Here is a 22071-nt window from a genome sequence, read left to right on the forward strand (position 1 = left end):
CCTTTTAGTACCGATTTCTAATCGTTCTTGTGAAGCTCTCCGAGAAGTTTCTCAATGTGACTGCCGTAAGCGACAGATTCATCGATCTTGAAGATCAGTTCCGGTGTGTGCCGTAGGCGAATCGCCTTGCCAAGCTCAGAGCGAAGAAAACCATTTGCTTTTTCAATCGCTTTTAGTGAGCCTGACTTCTGTTCTTCATCCCCGAACACGCTTAGGTATACTTTCGCTTGCGAAAGATCGTTAGTCACGTCTACGCCAGTTACAGTTACAAAACCGATTCGAGGGTCTTTCAGTCCACTTTGGATAAGTTGACTAAGCTCTTTCTTGATCTGCTCGCCCACTCGTCCTGCTCTAATTTTAGACATCTATATTCACCTCTTCGCTTAGCGCTCTACAGTTTCCATAAGAAACGCTTCGATAATGTCGCCCTCTTGGACGTCATTATAGCGTTCCAAAGTTATGCCGCATTCATAACCTTGCGCCACTTCTTTGGCATCATCTTTAAAGCGTTTCAAGGTATCAACTTTACCTGTAAATACAACGATTCCGCTACGGATCAAGCGCATTTCAGCATTACGGGTAATTTTACCATCAATAACCATACAACCTGCAATGGTACCCACTTTACTGATTTTGAAGACACTACGTACTTCAGCGTGTCCGATAACGTTCTCTTTATAGATAGGATCAAGCATACCCTTCATTGCACTTTCGATTTCCTCGATTACATTGTAGATGATGTTATGGAGACGAACATCTACTTTTTCTTGTTCAGCAGCTGCCTTGGTTTGAGCGTCCGGACGAACGTTAAAGCCAATAACAATGGCATTAGATGCTGCTGCAAGTGTAATATCGGATTCCGTAATGGCACCAGCACCGCTGTGAATGATCTTCACGCGGACGCCTTCCACTTCGATCTTAGCCAGGGAACCTTTAAGTGCCTCGACTGAACCTTGTACGTCAGCTTTAATGATAACGTTAAGGTCTTTGATCTCGCCATCTTTAATGTGCTGGAACAAATCATCCAATGTTACACGGGTGTTCGTATTCAGCTCAGATTGACGTTGGGATGTGGAACGTCTATCGGCAATCGCACGGGCTTTACGCTCGTCTTCGAAAGCCATAAACGGATCGCCAGCTTGTGGCACCTCAGTCAAACCAGTAATTTCTACTGGAGTGGAAGGTCCAGCTTCCTTGATCTTACGTCCTTTATCATTAACCATCGCACGTACACGTCCGAAGCAGTTACCTGCTACAAAAGCATCGCCGACTTTCAATGTACCGTTCTGTACCAGAACACGTGCAACTGGACCACGGTTTTTATCAAGCTCAGCTTCTATAACTGTACCGCGTGCCCGTTTGTCAGGGTTAGCTTTGTACTCATTAACTTCAGCAACGAGCAAGATCATTTCCAGCAGTTCTTCCAAGTTAATACGTTGTTTTGCAGAAAGGTTAACGAAGATGGTATCTCCGCCCCACTCTTCAGGAACGAGTTCATAGCTTGTAAGCTCTTGCTTCACCTTATCAGGATCTGCACCCGGCTTATCGATTTTGTTGACAGCAACAATGATCGGAAGTCCAGCAGCTTTAGCATGTGCAATAGCTTCAACAGTCTGAGGCATAACACCGTCATCCGCAGCAACTACGATAATTGTCATATCCGTAACCTGTGCACCACGAGCACGCATAGCAGTAAATGCTTCGTGACCTGGTGTATCAAGGAACGTGATTTTCTTCTGATTAATTTCAACTTGATAAGCACCGATATGCTGTGTGATTCCGCCAGCTTCGCCTAGGGACACACTTGTCGAACGAATGGCATCCAGCAAAGTAGTTTTACCGTGGTCAACGTGACCCATGATCGTAACTACTGGAGGACGGGACTGAAGTTCATCTTCAGTATCATTCTCTTCCACAGTTTCGAAGCTATCCTCATCAACAGGAATCTTCACTTCTACTTCTACGCCGAATTCAGCAGCGAGCAGCAGGATGGTGTCGATATCCAGCTCTTGGTTGATGGTTGCCATAACACCCATAGAGATCAGCTTCTTGATTACTTCAGAAGCGTCTTTGTGAAGCAATTTCGCTGTTTCACCAACAGTCATGCTGCCACGAACGATAATCTTCTTAGGTGTGTTATCAATCTTCTCACGGTGAACCATTGGCTGATTCTTACCACGGCCATTCTTACCACCACGACCACGGTAGTTACCGCCCTTACCATCATCAAAACGTCTATTGTTCGTATTTGGTCGACCACCCGTTGTGTTCTTCTTAGGGCCTCTGTCGTCACCGCGTGTGAAACCTCCGCCGGTGTTTGATTGACCTTGTGGGCGGCTGTCAGTGCGAGGCGCACTGCTTTGTCCTTGCGGACGGCTGCCAGTATTACTTCCTTGTGGACGGCTGCCTCCGGTATTGCTACCTTGCGGACGGCTGCCACCAGTATTACTTCCTTGCGGACGGCTACCACCGGTACTGCTACCTTGTGGACGGCTACCAGTATTACTTCCTTGCGGGCGACTGCCACCAGTATTGCTACCTTGTGGACGATTACCGCCTGTGCTGCTTCCTTGCGGACGGCTTCCGCTTGTACTGTTAGTACGTGGAGCTCCGCTTTGTTGCGGACGTGCATTCTGCGTTGAACCTGTTTGTGTTCTGCGGGAATCTTGTCCGCTTTGGGGCCTTGGGGACGTCGTCGATTGGTTGTTGTTTTGGTTACTGTTCATACCTACCTGCTTTTCCTGTTGATTTTTGTTGGCATTCTGAGCACTTTGGGGTTCGGCAGTTGCCGAACCGGTTGTCACCGGACGGCTGCTGGAGCTGGTATCCCGCTTGGCTGCAGCGTTCGACTTGATATCCTTGAAGAATTGTTCTACTTTGTTCACGGAACCGTTCTCCATGACACTCATATGATTATTCACAGGGACATTCAAACGCTTCAGAATTGTAATAATTTCTTTACTGCTCATGTTTAGTGACTTGGCGTATTCGTACACGCGCAATTTATCTTTGTTCTCTTCTTTAGTCAATAAATCCACCTCCGACAGTATCTCCGAGTTGCTTGGAGATCATTTCCGCGAATCCTTTATCCGTAATGGCCAGTACTACACGCTGGTCTTTACCAATACTTGCACCGAGGCTGTCTCGGTGAAATGCGATTACTAGTGGAATATCGTAGGTTCCGCATTTATCACGGAACTTTTTTTGGGTATTATCTGAAGCGTCACCTGCCAGAACGACCAGCTTCGCCTCTGAAGACCGTACAGCTTTGAGTACAGCCTCATCGCCGGTGACTATCTTGCCTGCTCTCATGGCAAGCCCTAAATAAGAAAGCGCCTTACTCATTATCCTCACTATCCTTTGCTGCTAGAAACTGCTCTTCCACGGAAGTAAACTGCCGGGCAAGCTGGTCATAGATTTCAGGACTCACTTGACATTTCAAAGCTCGATCAAGTGCTTTATTCTTCTGTGCCAGCTTAAAGCATTCAAGCTTGCCGCATATGTAAGCACCACGGCCTGACTTCTTACCTGTCAGATCAATCAGCACTTCGCCCTCGGGCGTCCTAACCACTCGAATCAGCTCTTTCTTCGGCATCATCTCTTGGGTAGCAACGCATTTGCGCAGCGGCACCTTTTTTTGTTTCATAACATACGCCTCCCGTCAAGCAGGTTAATTAATCAATGGAGACGGAATCCTGATGCATTTCATCAATAGAAGATCTCGGTCTACCGTATTCCTGCTCCGCTTGACTTTCACTCTTGATATCAATTTTCCAGCCGGTAAGTTTAGCGGCAAGACGTGCATTTTGCCCTTTAATACCGATAGCCAGTGATAATTGATAATCAGGAACGATCACCCGTGCCATTTTCTCTGCTTCAAAGACTTGAACTTCAAGGACCTTAGAAGGACTGAGTGCATTAGCTACATATTCCTGCACCAGATCAGAGTAACGTACGATGTCGATCTTCTCGCCACGAAGCTCAGTAACGATGGTCTGAACGCGTGTTCCTCTTGGGCCCACGCAAGAGCCAACTGGATCTACTTCTGGATTGCGGGAATACACAGCAATCTTCGAACGGAAGCCAGCTTCACGAGCTACGGAACGAATTTCAACTACACCATCAAAAATTTCCGGAACCTCGAGTTCGAACAGACGCTTCAGCAATCCGGGATGACTGCGGGACAGCATAATTTGCGGTCCTTTAGTGGTGTTCTCAACTTTAGTGATATAAGCCTTGATACGCTCGCTTTGCTTAAACTTCTCACCTGGCATCAATTCACTAAGCGGCAAGACCGCTTCGATTTTACCAAGATCAATGTAGATGTTCCGCATATCTTGACGTTGTACAAGTCCTGTTACGATATCATCTTCTTTGTCAATAAAGGCATTATAGATGAGTCCACGCTCTGCTTCGCGAATCCGTTGTGTTACAACCTGCTTTGCAGTCTGTGCAGCAATGCGCCCGAAATCACGTGGTGTCACTTCAAGCTCAGCAATATCTTCAAGCTGGAAATGCGGGTTAATTTCTCTGGCTGCCGGCAATGAGATTTCAGTCCTTGTATCCAGGACCTCCTCAACAATTAGCTTGCGGGCAAACACTTTGATTACGCCTGTGTTGCGGTTCATGTCAACACGTACGTTCTGTGCTGCATTGAAATTACGTTTATAACTAGAGATCAGCGCCGCTTCGATGGCTTCAAACAGCACATCTTTACTGATGCCTCTCTCCCTTTCCAGCTCATTCATTGCTTCAATAAACTCCATACTCATGAATTTCCGGCCCCCCTTTCAAGACGTTAAAAAATAATGGCCAATCTCGCGCTTGCGACTTTGGCGTACGGTACTACATGTTCTTTTTTGCCCGCGGAGATGAGCAGTTCCTCGTTCTCGAACGAGAGCAAACGACCTTCAAATTCTTTGAGTCCTTGAATCGGCTCATAAACAGTCACATACACGTCCTTGCCTACCGCTTTAGCTACATCCGCAGCTTTTTTGAGAGGACGCTCTGCTCCCGGTGAGGAAACCTCAAGGAAATATGCCTCAGGGATAGGATCATTCTCATCCAACTGCTGACTGAAATATTCGCTAATGCTGCCGCAGTCATCAATATCAATGCCGCCTTCTTTATCTACGAATATACGCAGAAACCAATTGGAGCCTTCCTTCACGTATTCAACGTCCACCAGTTCGAAACCATTGTCGTCGAGATAGGGCCCGAGCATCTGCTCTACCGTTTGTTTAATTTTAGATTTGGGTGTGCTCAAAAGAAAATTACCTCCACGAACTTGTCTTTTGCTATATACCAAAGATAAAGAGTGGGTTTCCCCACTCTTTACACAACGGACTTATCTCATTATTACCAAAGAAATTATACCATAGTGAGTCTGGACTGACAAGTGCTAGCCCTTGACTCCCCCTTTGGAGCTCTCTTCTCTAGCCATGAAATAAGTGTTGTTAAAGCCTTTAAAATAGGGAAAGTTGATTGCTTTCCGGTAAGCCGCGGAAGCAGCCCATATTGGTCAGCAACTCAATAACTGTCTTACTCGCCTTGGATTTCTGCTGGAAATCCTCAATAGAAAGGAACTCTCCAGCATCTTTCGCAGCGGCTATATTGATAGCGGCATTCTCACCAATTCCCGCTAATGCGGAAAACGGAGGAATCAAACTGGTTCCATCTACAATAAACTTATTCGCTTCCGAACGGTAAAGATCAATATTTTTGAACGTAAATCCACGTGCCGTCATTTCCAAAGCCATCTCAAGGACAGGCAACATAGCCTTTTCCTTAGGCAAAGCTTGAAATCCTTTTTGCTCAATTTCTACGATCTGACGGTTGATAGCTTCATATCCCTTACAGCACAGTTCAATATCAAAATCCGCTGCGCGTACAGAGAAATAGGTCGCATAATACTCAATAGGATGATACAGCTTGAAGTAGGCGGTACGTACTGCAGAAATAACGTATGCAGCCGCATGCGCCTTCGGGAACATGTATTGAATCTTCAGACAAGAATCAATATACCATTGCGGAACCTTGCACTTTTTCATTTCCTCGATCCATTCGTCAGACAATCCTTTACCTTTACGAACACTCTCGGTAATTTTAAAGGCCAAGCTCGCATCCATTCCCGCTTTATAAATTAAGAAGAGCATGATGTCATCACGACAACCGATAACTGTCTTAATGTTACAAGTGTTATTCTTTATAAGCTCTTGCGCATTCCCAAGCCAAACCCCAGTACCATGTGACAAACCAGATATTTGCAGTAAGTCAGCAAAGCTGGACGGTTTTGACTCAATAAGCATTTGTCGTACAAACTTGGTACCCATTTCGGGCACTCCGTATGTCGCAACCGGCGATCTAATTTCGTCAGGTCTTACGCCAAGTGCATCTGTAGAGTTAAACATGCTCATTACCTTCGGATCATTCATCGGAATTGAGGTTGGATCTACACCTGTCAAATCCTGCAGCATCCGCATCATCGTCGGATCATCATGACCCAGAATATCAAGCTTCAGCAAATTGGCATCAAAAGCGTGATAGTCAAAGTGTGTGGTCTTCCATTCGGCATTGACATCATCCGCCGGGAATTGCACTGGTGTAATATCTTCTACCTCCATATAGTCTGGAACAACGACTATACCGCCGGGATGCTGTCCCGTACTGCGTTTTACACCTGTACAGCCAGCCGCTAGACGTCCAACTTCAGCACCGCGCCAACGTTTCTGGTGCAATTCTTCGTATTTTTTTGCAAAACCGAAGGCAGTCTTCTCAGCTACCGTACCAATCGTTCCGGCACGGAATACATTTTTCTCACCAAACATTTCTTTGGTAAAGTTATGTGCATTCGGCTGATATTCCCCTGAGAAGTTCAAGTCGATATCGGGAACCTTATCCCCTTTAAATCCAAGGAAGGTCTCAAACGGAATATCCTGGCCTTCACCTTTGAGCTTCTCGCCGCAATCCGGACAGTCTTTGTCTGGTAAATCGAACCCGCTTCGCACACTACCGTCCAGGAACCATTCACTATGGCGACACTCGGGGTTTAGGCAAATATAATGCGCAGGCAAAGGATTAACTTCTGAAATCCCAAGAAATGTGGCTACTACAGAGGAGCCTACAGAACCCCGCGAGCCTACGAGATATCCATCTCGATTTGATTTTTTAACGAGACGTTCAGAAATCAAATAGTTGGCAGAGAACCCGAATTTAATAATCGGTGCAAGCTCTTTCTCCAAACGGGCAATAACTACTTCAGGCAGTTCTTCACCGTAAATGGATTTGGCAGTGTTATAACAGGTCTCGCGAATTTCTTCGTCCGCCCCTTCAAGAATTGGTGTAAATAGTTTATCTGGAAATAGCTCCAGCTCTTCAAAACGTTCTGCCAGCTCAACTGTATTCGTAACCACGACTTCCATCGCTTTTTCAGCACCGAGAAATTCGAATTCAGACAGCATTTCATCCGTTGTGCGGAAGTGTGCATCCGGTTTACGTTGGTCTTTAAGCGGACTAAAGCCTGTGATCCCATTAATCGTAATATCACGATACAGCTTGTCCCGGGGTTCAAGATAATGCACATTCCCCGTCGCTATAACAGGTTTATTTAACTGTTCACCTATTTCGCAAACCTTGCGGACTACATCGCGAAGCTCATCAGGACCTGCTACAAAGCCTTTGTCCACCAAATGCATGTACATGGTCAACGGCTGAATCTCCAGCACATCATAAAAATGAGCAACCTCCATGGCTTCCTCAGTCGTTTTGTTGAGTACTGCTTCAAAAAACTCACCACGTTCACAACCGGAAATTACGAGTAGTCCATCTCTATGCTCTTCCAGCTTGGATTTAGGAATACAAGGTACACGTTTGAAATATTCCGTATGAGACATGGAAATGAGCTTATAAAGATTTTTTTTGCCCACCTGATTAAGTGCATAGATATTACAGTGAAACGGTCTTGTATTCGAAAGATCATTACCCACATAATCGTTCAGTCTATCAAGGCGAGTCATGCCCTTCATCTTTTCAGCATCCGCAAGCAAGCCTGTTAAAATACCACCGAGTGCTATGGTATCGTCTATCGCGCGGTGATGGCTTTCCAGAAGAACTTTATATTTATCGGCTAATGTGTTCAGCCTGTGATTCTTCATAGTTGGAAATAGTAACCGTGCGAGCTCAAGTGTATCAAGAGAAGGGTTCGGAAGCACAGGTTCACCTATTTTACGTAATGAGGCCTGAATAAAACCCATATCAAATCTGGCGTTATGAGCGACTAGGATACTGTCACCCACAAACTCAACAAACTTACGCAGCACTGGCTCCAGATCAGGAGCATCCTTAACCATTTCATCCGTAATATTGGTCAATTGCTGAATATGATAAGGGATCTTCTCATGTGGGTTAACAAAAGTAGAATAACGATCTACTTCTTTGCCTTCGCACATTTTAATGGCCGCGAGCTCCGTAATATTATTGCGGGTAATCGATAACCCCGTGGTCTCTATATCAAACACTACATAAGTAGCTGTCTTCAAGTCCAAAGGCTGAGCATTCTCAACAATATTTACAGAGTCATTCACAACATTGGCTTCCACACCATAAATCATTTTTATCTTATGCTTATGAGCTGCATGGTTCGCATCTGGAAAAGCCTGAACCCCGCCATGATCAGAAATAGCAATGGCTGGATGCCCCCACTGGGCAGCTGTTTTGACATAGCTGGTAATCGGAGTGACCGCATCCATCGTACTCATAGTAGTGTGAAGATGGAACTCCACCCGTTTTTTAGGCGCCGTATCTTTCCTTGCAGGTGGTGCCTTAACTTCTGTTAAGTCCGAAGGGATCATCACTAGCTCAGGAACTTGCATGAACCGGTCATATTCTACCTTCCCGCGTGCTCTTACCCATTTGCCATTAGCAAGCTGACTCATCACCTTAAGATCTTCCTTGGTCTTAGCAAACATCTTCATTTGCAAAGAATCGGTGAAATCTGTCAAGCTGAAGGTGAACAAGGTACTGCCATTGCGAAGCTCCTTACGATCCAGACCAAAAATGGTGCCTTGAATTGTAATTTTCTTCTCTTCATCTTGAATTTCAAGAATCGGTACAGCCTGTTCCTTAATTTCATACCCCACCTGAAGCTTAATCACTTCATTAGGATCACTATCATCAGGAGGTGCTTCTGTTTCTACTGCAGTCATCATTTGCTCAACGATCTCTCGTTGTTCCTGCTGCAGCTTTTGCTGAAATTCTTCGTATGCTTCAATATTGTTATTTTCATTCTCCGCCATTAGCACTTTAACTTTTAGGGAGAGTCCGAAATACTTATCATAAAATTTAATAATTGCCCCATCGATGCCCTTTTTACGAGCAAGCTCCATGGAAGTGGAGTCACTCATTGTCAACATTAAAGTGTCATCTTTAAGCTCTTGGGTAGAGCGTGTCAGCCAGCCGTTAACCGAAGGGATCTCGCGGGTCACCCACTCCAGAAACAATCCCCAATATTCTTGGATTAGCTCTGCCCGACTGACTTTTTCATCATATACAAATAAAAAGCTAACTTTGGCAATATGCTGCAGCTTTTCGCGCATTCTGAGGCAAAATGTCCGGTATACCTGCGCTGGAACCAGACTTTCTTTCGAAATCACAATTTGCCAGTCTCGGTTACCGCGGCTGATCTCTACACGTTCTATATATCCATCTAAAAAGTAGGGATCCATGATTGCAGGTGGAATTTCACCTTGCTTCATCAAGAGCTCGAATCTTTTTCTTCTCTCCTGGTTTTGTTCCATGCTTTCCTCCCACCTTTGATAACTCCGTAAAACCAATCAATGATATTCAGTGAAAGTACAATATTTTAAGAAGAAACGACATTGTCGTCTTTTCAAGACGACAATGGTTTCTGGTAAAAATAAAAGGATAATTTATAGCGTAAGCCTATAAATTCATATATTTTAAAAAGCTTCTGGATTCAAAAAGCATTGGGTTCTTTCGGCCCGCTGACTCCTCTCTCCAGAAGCTAGATTAAAATACTACAAGACTGTTAATCGGTGCCAAAAGATTAATATGCCTTTGCAAAAACTACAGTATGCTCAGCTGGTTTACCACAGCAAATGCAGACTTGCTTTTTCTCCGCCGGATCGAAAGGGATGTTACGGCTGCCCGCACCTGTCTCTTCCTTCACTTTGGACTCGCATTCTTCGGAACCACACCAGCCAGCTAGTGCAAATCCGCGTTTTTCTTCCATCGAAGCTTTCATTTCATCCAAGGAATCCACAGAATAGAAATGGTCCTCGCGGAATTTCAGGGCACGTTCGAACATTTCATTATGAACCTGCTCGAGCATTGCTTGTACCTCTTCAACAAGGTTCTCCTGCTGAATAATCTTCTTCTCACCAGTGACACGTGAGACTATAACGCAAACGCCATTCTCCATGTCGCGTGGTCCAAGCTCCAAGCGAACAGGTACACCGCGCATTTCATATTCATTGAACTTCCAGCCTGGTGTTACATCTGAACGGTCGTCCACACGTACACGAACGCCGGCGTTCTTCAGCTCCTTGAACAGCTCGTCTGTCCGTCCAATCACGGCTTCGCGAGTTTTAGGTGGTCCAATAGGAATCATAATCACTTGAGTCGGTGCTACCTTAGGCGGCAGAACAAGACCACGGTCATCGCCATGCACCATAATAAGCGAACCAATCAAGCGTGTAGTGGATCCCCATGAAGTGGTATGCACATATTCCAGATTATTGTCGCGACTCAAATATTGGATTTCAAAAGCTGTTGCAAACTTGGTACCTAAGTAATGTGAGGTAGCAGCCTGAACAGCACGTCCATCTTTCATCATCGCTTCAATTGAATACGTATCTACTGCACCGGCAAAGCGTTCGGAAGGTGTCTTCTGTCCAGTGATTACCGGAATGGCAAGAAAAGTCTCGGCAAAATCACGGTAGTTATCCAGCATCTTCATAGTTTCTTCACGAGCTTCTGCTTCATTCTCATGCGCAGTATGCCCTTCTTGCCAAAGAAACTCAGTAGTTCGGATAAATGGTAAAGTACGCTTCTCCCAACGAACCACATTCGCCCATTGATTGATTAGAACTGGAAGGTCACGATAGGACTGAATCCATTTAGAATACATATGCCCGAACATGGTCTCAGAAGTAGGACGGACTGCCAAACGTTCCTCAAGCACGTCACCACCAGCCTCAGTTACCCATGGCAGCTCGGGATTAAAGCCTTCAATATGATCCTTTTCCTTTTGAAAGAAACTCTCTGGAATGAACACTGGAAAATAAGCATTACGATGCCCAGTTTCCTTGAGGCGACGGTTCATTTCCTCCTGAATATGCTCCCATATTTCATAGCCTTCTGGCTTAAATACGATACAGCCACGTACAGGAGAGTAATCCATCAAGTCTCCTTTTTTAATAACATCAATATACCAGCGTGAGAAATCCTCGCTTTGCGGCGTGATTTCCGTAACGAATTGCTTATCTTTTGCCATGTAATGGAATGCCTCCCGAAGAAAATTAGCCGCTGATCAAACGTAATATATCATTATACGTAACAGCAATCATTAATAAGAATAACAGTGCAAATCCAACAAAGTGAACCATGCCTTCACGACTCGGATCTACAGGTTTACCACGTAAAGCTTCCACGCCTAGGAACGCCAAACGGCTTCCATCAAGTGCCGGAATCGGTAGTAGGTTAAAAATCCCCAGATATAGACTTAGGATAGCAGCCCAATAGGTAAGATACTGAATGCCTTGTTGAGCAATTTGACCGGTTACTTCAAAGGTTCGTACCGGACCTCCAATATCATCCATATTGAATTTATTGATCAATTGTTTAAAGCCCAGAAAGATAGCTTCAGTCGTATCGACCATCGCTTTACCTGAACCTGTCAACGTCTCGCCAACCCCTGCTTTACGGGTAGGCAGCTCAGGTGTAATCCCTATTTTTCCGCCTTCTTGTCCCTCCATACTGCGAGGAACGAGAGTCACGTTAAGGGTCTCATCACCACGTTGGAGCGTCCATTTCATTTCTTTCCCTTTGGACTCCGAGGTTAAATCAATCATTTTTTGGTAATCGGCACCAATCTTCTCACCGTTAATGGAGACAATAATGTCACCCTTCTGCAATCCCGCCTCTTGAGCTGGCATTCCTGCAGAAACGTCGCCAATCTTAACATAAGTTGGATTCTCGACCGGAATGCCAACCATTTGCAAATGGATAGCAAACAGAACAAAAGCTAAAAGGAAGTTCATTACAGGACCCGCAACAATAGCCAATGCACGCTGACCCACGGTTTTGCTGCCGAATTGACGATCTTTAGGAGCAATCTGAGTCTGCTGCGTGCCTTTAATCATCATCGCTTGCGGATGAACGTCATAAGTAGTAACTTCGCCATCCACATCCAAGCGGATTTGCAGATCATTTTCGAGATCGGTATGCAGGGCCTCACCACGGATAACATTTTTACGTGTATCCAGTGCGTCCAGATAAATATTTTTTACTTTGTTATCCTGGCCGAGTCTTACCGCAATGGTCTGTCCTGAGCCAATTTCAATAATCTCCGGATCTTCACCAGCCATCCGGGCATAACCGCCAAAAGGCAGTAAACGCAGAGTGAACTGTGTCTCATTCCGTTTATAAGAAAACAGTTTCGGACCGAAACCGATAGCAAATTCCCTCACGAGAATACCGGCGCGTTTGGCAAAATAATAGTGACCCCATTCATGTACAGTCACCAGGACAAAAAACATGAGCACCGTTAATAAAACGACTTGAACCATTTCCAAACGTATCATCCCCCTTTAGGTGTAAGACCGAAGTATGTCCTCTTAATTTATCATTATTCTCCGATCAGGCACAAGAGAATCAACTGTCCCAACCTATTTTTAGGGCAAAGTAAGTATTTCCAGTCAAGCAATAACGCCATCGGCGTCCCTTAAGGAGACAGTACACGTTTACGCGAGAAATATAAGGATAATGTATAAAGTGAAACTTATACTTTCTTATATTTTTAACAAGAGAGTTTCCTACGTTCTACAGCGATGCTGCCAGCTCACGAACACGTTTATCACAGCATTCAATTTGTTCCAAATTCGGATGGTCTTCGTTAACATGACGATGCAGCACTTCACCAATGATTTCCTCAATGCGCAGAAATGGGATCTCATGGCTCAAGAAACGAGCAACAGCGATTTCATTTGCCGCATTAAAAGCAGTAGTTGCAGTCCCTCCAGCTTTTCCACAATCCATGGCTAACTTAAGTGCAGGGAACCGTTCAAAGTCCATTTCTCGGAAAGTCAAACGCCCAATTTCAGCTAACGATAAACGCTGAGCCGGTGACTCCCAGCGTTCAGGATACGTGAGTGCATATTGAATGGGGACACGCATATCGGGATTCCCAAGCTGAGCAATAATGCTGCTATCGCGGAACTCCACATAAGAATGAATGATACTCTCTGGATGCAAAAGTACATTTACTTGTTCATAAGGTAGACCGAATAGCCAATGCGCTTCAATTACCTCAAGCCCCTTATTCACCATTGTAGCAGAATCAATCGTGATTTTCGCGCCCATGCTCCAATTCGGATGACGAAGTGCATCTTCTACGGTTACATTTTTGAGTTGATCACGAGTGAAATCTCGGAAAGATCCACCAGAAGCTGTTAAAGTGATACACGCAATATCAGAAAGATTCTCACCATTTATGCACTGAAAAATAGCGGAATGCTCACTATCAATAGGTAGCAACTTAACGCCCTTACGATTAGCCAGTTCAGTGACGAGATGTCCTGCGGTAACCAAAGTCTCTTTATTGGCTAGTCCAATATGTTTTCCTGCTTCGATAGCAGCTAATGTGGATTGGAGGCCTACACTACCCATAACAGCCGTTACGACCATTTCGGCGTCTCCACCCGCCGCTACCTCAACTAGGCCTTCATTTCCGCTGAATAGCTGTATGCCAGCAGGCAGACTGGATCTAATCTCATCTGCCAATTCCTTTGTCGCAACAGAAACTCGACGTGGCTTAAAAAGGCGAACTTGTTCCAGCAATAATGCTGTATTCGTTCCAGCCGCCAAGCCATCTACTTGAAAAGAGTCCGGGTGCATAGCGATGACATCTAGAGTCTGAGTGCCGATAGAGCCGGTGGAACCAAGAACACTTATTTTTTTCATAGTTATACCCTCTCCTCCCGTTAATAGTAAGGCATTAGCGTTACGATATGTACGAATGGAAATACGATAATCCAGCTGTCACATCGATCAAGAATACCGCCGTGACCAGGTAGAAGTGTGCCAGAATCTTTGATACCATACGCACGTTTATAGGCTGATTGCACAAGATCACCAAGCTGACCCATCACTGCACAAGAAAGCCCTATAAGAAGCGCTCGTCCTATCGCTAAATGCTCAGGAGCAAATATTGAAAAAATGATAGCAATCAGCATCGAGATCAGCACTCCACCTACCGCACCTTCCACCGTTTTGTTAGGACTGATGGCAGGCCAAAGCTTGTTTTTCCCCATGCTTTTCCCAACAAAGTAAGCCCCCGCATCAGAACCCCAAATGCAGAAAAGTAGCAAAAAAGTCCAGAACAAACCATGTCCGTCATCCGATGCACGAGCCATGGCCATATAAGAAAAACCCATTCCAATGTATACTATACCAGTAAACAGCAAGGCTGTTACTCGAATATCTAATTTATTTTTAGTAAAAACTGTAACTAAAAGGAACAACAGCAGCAGAATCCAAATTCCTTGTTCCCACGAAAACGGCGCAGAGACTCCTAGTAAATTCCAAGGGATCATGAAACTTAGGATGGCTGCATAACCAAGAACGGTAGAACCGGAAAGCGCAGGTATCCCTATCATTTTCACAAATTCATACAACCCGATAAAAGCCATGGCAGTAAGTAACAACTGATATGGCCAATTTCCTAATACGCATAAGCCTAAAAATAGTGCTCCGGCAACAATTCCGGTAATCAATCGCTGCTTCAAAGGTTTCCATCTCCTATCAAGCTACTTCAGTCCACCATAACGGCGTGTACGGCGTTGATATTCAGCAACTGCCTGATGCAAATGCTCCTTATCAAACTCAGGCCAATACACATCAGTAAACCACAGCTCAGAATAAGCAAGCTGCCATAGCATGAAATTGCTAAGTCGTATTTCTCCGCTTGTACGTATAAGCAAATCCGGATCTGGTAACCCACCTGATAACATCCGGCTATCGATTAGATCAGTCGTAATATCGTCCGGTGATAAGGCCCCTGATTGGATGTCCTTACCAATGCTGCGCATGCAGTCCTCAATTTCTTTGCGTCCCCCATAATTAAGAGCAAAATTCAATATAAGTCCAGTATTGCCCTGTGTCCGGGAAATCGCTTCTTCCATAGCTTTACGGGTGTATGAAGGCAATGCATCAGTATCCCCCATCATACGTACTTGAACATTCTTCTCAATCAGCTCATCAAGCTCAATGGCTAGAAACTCCACTGGCAAGCGCATCAGATAATCGACTTCTTCCTTTGGTCGTTTCCAATTTTCTGTCGAGAACGCATACATCGTCAAAAACTCAACACCCAGTTCGTCTGCAGCGATTGTAGCACGTTTAACAGCCTTCATGCCATTCTGATGACCCACAACGCGCGGCAACCCGCGTCGCTTAGCCCAACGCCCATTGCCGTCCATAATAACAGCCACATGCCGGGGAATGTTATCCGGTGAAATCTCGACTGGCTGTTGCCTGTCTTTACGGCTCAGCCACGCTTGAACCCGTTTGATCATTTCCGTTTCCTCCAAGCTCTTATCAGAAAGAGACAAACCCCACCATTAACGGAGGGGCCTTAAGTCTCTAGAATATCTTTATACTTCCATAATCTCTTTTTCTTTGGATACAAGCACTTTATCGACTTCGGCTATGAACTTATCCGTTGTCTTTTGAATGTCTTCCTGATGGCCACGGGACTCATCTTCTGAGATACCGTTTTTCTCCATCTTCTTGATATCATCGTTAGCATCGCGGCGAATGTTGCGGATTGCTACTTTCGCTTCTTCACCAAATTTCTTCGTCAGTTTCACCAAATCCGTCCGACGTTCTTCAGTCAGCGGTGGGATAGAAAGACGAATAATTGTACCGTCATTGGCAGGTGTTAAACCGATATCCGATTTCATGATCGCCCGTTCAATGTCAGACATCGATGTTTTGTCCCAAGGTTGGATTAACAGTGTCCGGGTATCCGGAGTACTGATATTCGCCAACTGATTGATTGGGGTAGGGGAACCGTAATATTCAACTTGAATACGATCCAGCAGTGATGTTGTAGCGCGTCCTGCACGCAATGTTGCCAAATCACGTTTCAGCGATGAAATCGCTTTTTCCATACGTTCTTCGGCATTTTTTTTGACCGATTGTGGCATTAATCTACACTCCCTTTAACAATCGTCCCGATCTTCTCACCGAGAACGACACGTTTGATATTGCCTTGTTCAGTAATGGCAAATACAATGAGCGGTATATTATTATCCATGCAAAGAGATGATGCTGTTGAATCCATAACACCAAGGTTTTTGTTCAGAACATCCATGTAAGTGAGCTGTTCAAATTTCTCGGCTGTGCTGTCTTTAAACGGATCTGCTGAATATACACCATCAACCTTATTCTTCGCCATCAGAATCACTTCTGCTTCGATCTCTGCCGCTCTAAGTGCTGCAGTAGTATCTGTAGAGAAGAACGGGTTACCTGTGCCTGCTGCAAAAATAACGACGCGACCCTTCTCCAAGTGGCGAATCGCACGACGACGAATGTACGGTTCAGCAATTTGCTGCATCGAGATCGAAGTCTGCACTCTAGTAGGCACATCGATTTGCTCTAATGCATCCTGCAGAGCAAGTGAATTCATTACTGTTGCCAGCATGCCCATATAATCTGCAGTAGCGCGATCGATGCCGCTTGCGCTGCCGGCGATCCCACGCCAAATGTTACCTCCGCCACAAACAATCGCAACCTGAACGCCAAGCTCAACAACTTCCTTGATCTGTTCAGCGATGGAAATAATCATGTCGGCATCAATACCATATCCGTTTTGTCCTGCCAAAGACTCTCCACTTACCTTAAGGACTACTCTCTTAAATACCGGCTGTTCCAAATGTATACCCTCACTTTCTGCAAAAGACGGAACACTACGTGTACGTGTTCCGCTCTTCTGATGCTTGCCTTTATTCAATTCTTCACATTTATGATGAAGCTATTATTAATTATTAACTTGTGCCATAACTTCTTCAACAAAGTTATCCACTTTCTTTTCCAAACCTTCGCCTAGTTCAAAACGAGCAAAACGACGGATCGAGATGTTTTCTCCGATAGTGCTGATTTTTTCGTTCAGCAATTGGGAGATTGTTTTGTCAGGGTCTTTAACGAAGGTTTGCTCAAGCAAGCAATATTCTTCGTAATATTTTCCAATACGTCCTTCAACCATTTTTTCAATGATTTTCTCAGGCTTACCTTCGTTCAAAGCTTGAGCTTTCAGGATTTCTTTTTCTTTTTCTACATCTTCTTGTGGAACTTCTTCACGACGAACATAACGCGGATTTGCTGCAGCGATTTGCATAGCGATATCGCGAGCAAATTCCTTAAAGGAATCTGTTTTACCAACAAAGTCAGTTTCGCAGTTGATTTCTACAAGTACACCAATGCGGCCGCCAGCGTGGATGTAAGATTCTACAACGCCTTCAGTAGCAATACGTCCTGCTTTGTTTGCTGCTGCGGACAGACCTTTTTCACGAAGCAATTCTGCTGCTTTAGTGATATCGTTATTAGCTTCTTCAAGCGCTTTTTTACAATCAAGCATACCAGCGCCTGTTCTTTCACGAAGTTCTTTTACTGCTTTTGCATCAACTGCCATTGTTTATTCCCTCCAGGTAATTGTCGTTTTCTTACATTATTTAAGGCCTTTATCCTAAAAAAAGGGCAGTGAGAGGTTATCCACCTGCCAACCACCCTTTTCATTTAAGTTCTTGTATGTGTTAGTCGCTACTTAAGCAGTAGTTGTGTCTTCGCCTTGGTGAGCTTCAACAACAGCGTCTGCCATTTTACCAGTCAACAATTTCACGGCGCGGATAGCGTCGTCGTTACCTGGAATTACGTAGTCGATTTCGTCTGGATCACAGTTAGTATCAACGATAGCTACGATTGGAATACCCAATTTGCGAGCTTCTGCAACTGCGATACGCTCTTTACGCGGGTCAATGATGAACAACGCGCTTGGTAGACCTTTCATGTTCTTGATACCGCCCAAGAATTTCTCAAGACGATCTTTCTCTTTGCGAAGAAGGATAACTTCTTTCTTAGGTAGAACTTCGAAAGTACCGTCTTCTTCCCAAGATTCCAATTTCTTCAAACGATCAATACGTTTTTGGATAGTTTGGAAGTTAGTAAGAGTTCCACCCAACCAACGTTGGTTAATGAAGAACATACCTGAACGTTCTGCTTCTTCTTTTACGGAATCTTGTGCTTGTTTCTTTGTTCCTACGAATAGGATCGTGCCGTTGTCACCAGCGACGCTTTTCACAAAGTTGTAAGCTTCTTCTACCTTCTTGACTGTTTTTTGCAAGTCAATAATGTAAATTCCGTTTCTTTCAGTGAAGATATAACGATCCATCTTTGGGTTCCAACGACGAGTCTGGTGACCGAAGTGTACCCCAGCTTCTAGAAGCTGTTTCATGGAGATTACTGCCATCTTCACACACCTCCTAAGTTTGGTTTATTGTGTGTCTCCTCCGCCGTGCGTCATCTTTCAGCAAGACTTTCTTCAGAAGAAAGCACCCCTTGTCGAAATCAACCGGCGTGTGTTTTAACACCGTCAATTACTATACCATATTTTATTAGTGTATGCAACGATCATTGAAAACTAATTAATTTTTCTAATATAGAGTCTAGAGTCTCGCCTTTATTAAAGTTGTAAGAACCCGATTGTATTTTCTTGTTGATCCCGCGTTGATTGGCGGCTTTAAGAAAATCAGCCTTATCCTTAATGACCTCAGCCTTCTCCAAAATATCTGCTGTTTTTGTCAGTGTGCTTCCTGAAGGTATACGAACAAATACCCCTGTATTCGCAGTGACTTTAGGCTCAACAGGTGTAACAGCAGACGGTGCTGTAGTGACCCCTGGCTTCTCAACAGTACCTTCTTTAGGCGTTGATGGCTCTTGTGGAGGGATAACCTTATTGGGGTTATCAGATACTGTAGGAGTTACTACAGGAGCGGGAGAAGCCGCCACTGCAGGCTCAGAAGGTGTCACATTCTCCTGACTTCCATCAGTTAGTCCGACATTCTCCTGATCTTGATCAGCCTCTTCCAAAGAAGCCTCATCTGAAGGGGATTCAGTAGCTTCGTCGATAACCTTCAAGTTCAATTTCTCGGCTCCTTGTAATACTTGTTCCTTGGTCAGTGGAGCTGCCCCGCCGGATATCATTAATTGAAGCAGTAATGCTCCTGCTATAAGCCCTGTGCCAAGTCCAAACAAAAAAGAACGGTTCTTCATCATACCGATTCCTCCTGTTTGGCGAGTTGCAGAATCAGTTGCACTTCTCCCCGCTGAAGTCCAGCCGTCTTGGCAATGGAGTCTATCGATTTCCCCTGCTCATGCAGTTCAAACAATCGTGGATATCGCAATTTAATAGAACTAATAGGTTTTGCTTTCACCTCGGATTGTTTTGAACTCATTTCAGCCCCGACAGACGGAGCCCCGCTCGCCGTAACCTTAATATACGAGCCCTTCTCAACCGAAGCTTCCAACTCTCTTAACCGTTTTTCTTCGTCAGTTACCCGGCCTTCTAGTAGTACAGAGCTTTGCTGTAATTCTTTTAATTGAAGCTGCAAATCGCTAATCTGCCCTTGCATTGCACTATGATTAGTTTGAGATTGCTGTTTAATACTGCTGACTAACTGTACTAGCTCTTCATTCTCGCGCTCTATGTCAGCCATATATAGCTCAAGCGCAGCCTCCGTTTCTTTGAGGCTCTGCTGTTCGGCTTTTCCTTCCTTCATACGTGCTGGAAGTAGAAGGGCATAAAGAATAGCGGCGACACCTACTAGCACAATATACACCCATGGTTGCAAGTGCCTTATCTCCTTTTACAAATCAAATATAATTTATACTTACTAATTAAAGACTCAGATCAATGCGTTGTCCTTTGTAAGGATGTTCCGCATCACGAGTTCCTGGCTTCGAACGTTTCTCAGAGGATGGATTCCCTCCGGAATGATGATTGCCTTTATCTCCGCCATCACGCAAAGCGGATTCAGAGGATTCATCCACTTCAGAGCTTCGCATGGTCATTTCCTGGCTTTGCTTCACATTTTGTCCGGCCAGTTGATGCTGATCAATCGCGGGGCGCTGCTGAGATTCATTCTGAATCTTCCCCGCCTCCGTAGTCCGAGGTAGCGCAATTTGCAGTTCCACTGGTTTTAGGCTCATCATAACCCTCTTCTCATAAGAAGAAACGATGTTGTCGTCTTTTAGAGACGATAACCATTTCTCGTAAAAATATAAGGATAATGTATAACGTGAAACCTATACTTTCTTAAATCTCAAGAATGGCCGGCCGCTAATGCTGCCCGCCTAATTAATTGTATGGCGTTAAGGATATATCACCTTCACTATAGGCAAACACAACTCGTTCGGTAGGGTCCTTTACAAATCGGGTATATCTGCCGATCATAATCTTGGATCCACCATAGATTGTCTTGATCACTTCAACTCTAGCTCTACCTGTATCTTCCAGCATTCTTTCAATCTCCAGCACGCGTTCTTTAATTCTTTTTTCCTCACGTTGATGAGATTGTTTAGTAGCATTCAATTTAACACGAAGCGCCACTTTATCCGCAGGTAGTTGACCGTTGGTTGCCAGTTGATTTAAGAGATACAGCGCTTTAGAAGTTTTGTCCTCATTTTCAAGCAACTGTCGTAGCGATTGGCGTAATTCATTAATCTCATTTCTGAGTTCAGGCACTACACCTACCTCAATCGCAGTCGCCGTGGACATGGTATTGCCTATTGTGCGTGCCACAACTCTTTCCCCTGACTGAACAGTTCCGCCTACGATTAAACCCTTAGCACCGTTACAAAGCACATCCCTGCCCGCACGTATATTGGAATGCATAATACTCTGGGATACAATGACATCTTCACCAGCGGTAACATTGCCATCTTGAATGAATGAGACCTTTACATTCTTCCCAGCGGTTACATGTCCTTTGTTATAGCCGATAATTCCACCCGTGATTTCAATGGATCCACCAGAGATTAATTCTGCTCCCTCTACTCCACCAACTACACGAATATCACCAGCTGACTTTACAGAAAAGCCGGAAAGTACGTTTCCTCGAATAACAACAGTACCTACAAAATCTATGTTCCCAGTACTGTAATCCACATCACCATTCACTTCATATACAGGAAAAACATTGATTTTACCGCTATCGGTTAAAGTAACAAGACCGTCAATTGCGGCATACATCGATGTTCCATTGTTATCAACAAGTACATTCTTTCCGACTTTAAAATGAGCTTCTTTTCCAGCTCTGAAAGCAAGCTGATCCCCAGTTACAGTCTTTCCATGTTTACCAGGCTGAGCAGGGATAATTCTAGCGATCAATTTTCCTTTCAGTACGTTACGAAGCCGAACTAAATCCTTATAATCTACCTTACCATCCGCTTTTTCAAGCGGCTTGCGATCCTCTTCCAGATCAACAGTGAGCATTATACTTCCGTCGACTCCATTAACTGCAGGTTCACCCGTAGCAATAGCGACTTTGCTCCAAAAAAACTCCTCCGGATGACTACAAATACGTTCAACAACATCTCGCTGGATCCCGTAGCGAATATTGTGACTGTTCAGGAAGCTTTCCAATTCTGTAGGTGAGCAGGAAAATTTCTCATCTTTTTTGGAGAACTGCAAATACGCGATCCCTTTGTCATCCGAAAAAGTAATACTTAAGTACTGATCCAAAGCATTTTGACCGATCAATTTTGCTCCCCCTTGTC

At 44.6% G+C, this 22071-nt stretch carries 19 protein-coding genes and 1 pseudogene; all 20 read right to left on the bottom strand.

Annotated elements, in window-relative coordinates; genetic code table 11:
* Positions 1-17 precede the first annotated feature (17 nt).
* The 20 genes and pseudogenes from rbfA to NST74_RS18055 all read right to left on the bottom strand — a co-directional run bounded on the left by rbfA (position 18) and on the right by NST74_RS18055 (position 22054).
* On the bottom strand, positions 18-365 hold the full coding sequence (gene rbfA, locus NST74_RS17960) for a 30S ribosome-binding factor RbfA (protein WP_042128856.1): 348 nt from the start codon (positions 363-365) through the stop codon (positions 18-20).
* A gap of 18 nt (positions 366-383) precedes the next feature.
* Positions 384-3029 carry a translation initiation factor IF-2 gene (gene infB / locus NST74_RS17965; RefSeq protein ID WP_341113654.1) on the bottom strand — a complete coding sequence of 882 codons (2646 nt, stop codon included), beginning with the start codon at positions 3027-3029 and terminating at the stop codon, positions 384-386.
* Positions 3024-3345 (bottom strand): annotated as a pseudogene (locus tag NST74_RS17970) (YlxQ family RNA-binding protein); the annotation flags it as partial. The gene infB and the pseudogene NST74_RS17970, both read right to left, overlap by 6 nt.
* Positions 3338-3646: an RNase P modulator RnpM gene (gene rnpM, locus NST74_RS17975; RefSeq protein ID WP_042128861.1), complete on the bottom strand. Its 309-nt coding sequence runs from the start codon at positions 3644-3646 to the stop codon at positions 3338-3340. The gene rnpM and the pseudogene NST74_RS17970, both read right to left, overlap by 8 nt.
* 28 nt (positions 3647-3674) lie before the next feature.
* On the bottom strand, positions 3675-4772 hold the full coding sequence (gene nusA, locus NST74_RS17980; protein ID WP_042128862.1) for a transcription termination factor NusA: 1098 nt from the start codon (positions 4770-4772) through the stop codon (positions 3675-3677).
* A gap of 26 nt (positions 4773-4798) precedes the next feature.
* Positions 4799-5266, bottom strand: a complete 468-nt coding sequence (rimP, locus tag NST74_RS17985) for a ribosome maturation factor RimP (protein ID WP_042128863.1) — start codon at positions 5264-5266, stop codon at positions 4799-4801.
* 199 nt (positions 5267-5465) lie between these two features.
* Positions 5466-9794: a PolC-type DNA polymerase III gene (locus NST74_RS17990; protein ID WP_341113655.1), complete on the bottom strand. Its 4329-nt coding sequence runs from the start codon at positions 9792-9794 to the stop codon at positions 5466-5468.
* A gap of 269 nt (positions 9795-10063) precedes the next feature.
* Positions 10064-11512 carry a proline--tRNA ligase gene (proS, locus tag NST74_RS17995; RefSeq protein ID WP_341113656.1) on the bottom strand — a complete coding sequence of 483 codons (1449 nt, stop codon included), beginning with the start codon at positions 11510-11512 and terminating at the stop codon, positions 10064-10066.
* Positions 11513-11537: 25 nt separating this feature from the next.
* Positions 11538-12812, bottom strand: a complete 1275-nt coding sequence (gene rseP / locus NST74_RS18000; RefSeq protein WP_076119569.1) for an RIP metalloprotease RseP — start codon at positions 12810-12812, stop codon at positions 11538-11540.
* 247 nt (positions 12813-13059) lie between these two features.
* Positions 13060-14199 (bottom strand): 1-deoxy-D-xylulose-5-phosphate reductoisomerase, encoded by a 1140-nt coding sequence (locus NST74_RS18005; protein ID WP_341113657.1) that lies wholly within the window; start codon positions 14197-14199, stop codon positions 13060-13062.
* A 20-nt stretch (positions 14200-14219) separates the two neighbouring features.
* Positions 14220-15023, bottom strand: a complete 804-nt coding sequence (locus NST74_RS18010) for a phosphatidate cytidylyltransferase (protein WP_341113658.1) — start codon at positions 15021-15023, stop codon at positions 14220-14222.
* Positions 15024-15044: 21 nt separating this feature from the next.
* A complete protein-coding gene (locus NST74_RS18015; RefSeq protein ID WP_042128874.1) occupies positions 15045-15812 on the bottom strand; it encodes an isoprenyl transferase in 768 nt (255 codons plus the stop codon).
* A gap of 78 nt (positions 15813-15890) precedes the next feature.
* Positions 15891-16445, bottom strand: coding sequence for a ribosome recycling factor (gene frr / locus NST74_RS18020; protein ID WP_042128876.1), 555 nt, complete (start codon positions 16443-16445; stop codon positions 15891-15893).
* A complete protein-coding gene (gene pyrH / locus NST74_RS18025) occupies positions 16445-17173 on the bottom strand; it encodes a UMP kinase (protein WP_036688491.1) in 729 nt (242 codons plus the stop codon). Before pyrH ends, frr begins: the two co-directional genes overlap by 1 nt.
* Before the next feature lie 105 nt (positions 17174-17278).
* Positions 17279-17929: a translation elongation factor Ts gene (gene tsf / locus NST74_RS18030; protein ID WP_042128879.1), complete on the bottom strand. Its 651-nt coding sequence runs from the start codon at positions 17927-17929 to the stop codon at positions 17279-17281.
* Between the two features lie 132 nt (positions 17930-18061).
* The gene (gene rpsB, locus NST74_RS18035; RefSeq protein ID WP_036688493.1) at positions 18062-18763 is read right to left on the bottom strand and encodes a 30S ribosomal protein S2; all 702 of its coding nucleotides are present in this window, start codon (positions 18761-18763) and stop codon (positions 18062-18064) included.
* A 161-nt stretch (positions 18764-18924) separates the two neighbouring features.
* Positions 18925-19569 carry an endolytic transglycosylase MltG gene (locus NST74_RS18040; RefSeq protein ID WP_341113665.1) on the bottom strand — a complete coding sequence of 215 codons (645 nt, stop codon included), beginning with the start codon at positions 19567-19569 and terminating at the stop codon, positions 18925-18927.
* Positions 19566-20144 carry a hypothetical protein gene (locus NST74_RS18045; RefSeq protein WP_341113667.1) on the bottom strand — a complete coding sequence of 193 codons (579 nt, stop codon included), beginning with the start codon at positions 20142-20144 and terminating at the stop codon, positions 19566-19568. Before NST74_RS18045 ends, NST74_RS18040 begins: the two co-directional genes overlap by 4 nt.
* A 46-nt stretch (positions 20145-20190) precedes the next feature.
* Positions 20191-20505 carry a hypothetical protein gene (locus NST74_RS18050; RefSeq protein ID WP_339287128.1) on the bottom strand — a complete coding sequence of 105 codons (315 nt, stop codon included), beginning with the start codon at positions 20503-20505 and terminating at the stop codon, positions 20191-20193.
* 145 nt (positions 20506-20650) lie between these two features.
* The gene (locus tag NST74_RS18055) at positions 20651-22054 is read right to left on the bottom strand and encodes a DUF342 domain-containing protein (RefSeq protein WP_042128888.1); all 1404 of its coding nucleotides are present in this window, start codon (positions 22052-22054) and stop codon (positions 20651-20653) included.
* Positions 22055-22071: the final 17 nt, after the last annotated feature.

It is taken from the genome of Paenibacillus sp. FSL F4-0125, assembly GCF_038008565.1.
Classification (GTDB): Bacteria; Bacillota; Bacilli; order Paenibacillales; family Paenibacillaceae; genus Paenibacillus_AQ.

Excerpts from the sequence above, each read along its gene's own strand:
- rbfA (WP_042128856.1), bottom strand. The coding sequence starts at position 365 with ATGTCTAAAATTAGAGCAGGACGAGTGGGCGAGCAGATCAAGAAAGAG.
- rnpM (WP_042128861.1), bottom strand. The coding sequence starts at position 3,646 with ATGAAACAAAAAAAGGTGCCGCTGCGCAAATGCGTTGCTACCCAAGAG.
- nusA (WP_042128862.1), bottom strand. The coding sequence starts at position 4,772 with ATGAGTATGGAGTTTATTGAAGCAATGAATGAGCTGGAAAGGGAGAGA.
- NST74_RS17990 (WP_341113655.1), bottom strand. The coding sequence starts at position 9,794 with ATGGAACAAAACCAGGAGAGAAGAAAAAGATTCGAGCTCTTGATGAAG.
- proS (WP_341113656.1), bottom strand. The coding sequence starts at position 11,512 with ATGGCAAAAGATAAGCAATTCGTTACGGAAATCACGCCGCAAAGCGAG.
- NST74_RS18005 (WP_341113657.1), bottom strand. The coding sequence starts at position 14,199 with ATGAAAAAAATAAGTGTTCTTGGTTCCACCGGCTCTATCGGCACTCAG.
- NST74_RS18015 (WP_042128874.1), bottom strand. The coding sequence starts at position 15,812 with ATGATCAAACGGGTTCAAGCGTGGCTGAGCCGTAAAGACAGGCAACAG.
- frr (WP_042128876.1), bottom strand. The coding sequence starts at position 16,445 with ATGCCACAATCGGTCAAAAAAAATGCCGAAGAACGTATGGAAAAAGCG.
- tsf (WP_042128879.1), bottom strand. The coding sequence starts at position 17,929 with ATGGCAGTTGATGCAAAAGCAGTAAAAGAACTTCGTGAAAGAACAGGC.
- rpsB (WP_036688493.1), bottom strand. The coding sequence starts at position 18,763 with ATGGCAGTAATCTCCATGAAACAGCTTCTAGAAGCTGGGGTACACTTC.
- NST74_RS18040 (WP_341113665.1), bottom strand. The coding sequence starts at position 19,569 with ATGATGAAGAACCGTTCTTTTTTGTTTGGACTTGGCACAGGGCTTATA.
- NST74_RS18050 (WP_339287128.1), bottom strand. The coding sequence starts at position 20,505 with ATGATGAGCCTAAAACCAGTGGAACTGCAAATTGCGCTACCTCGGACT.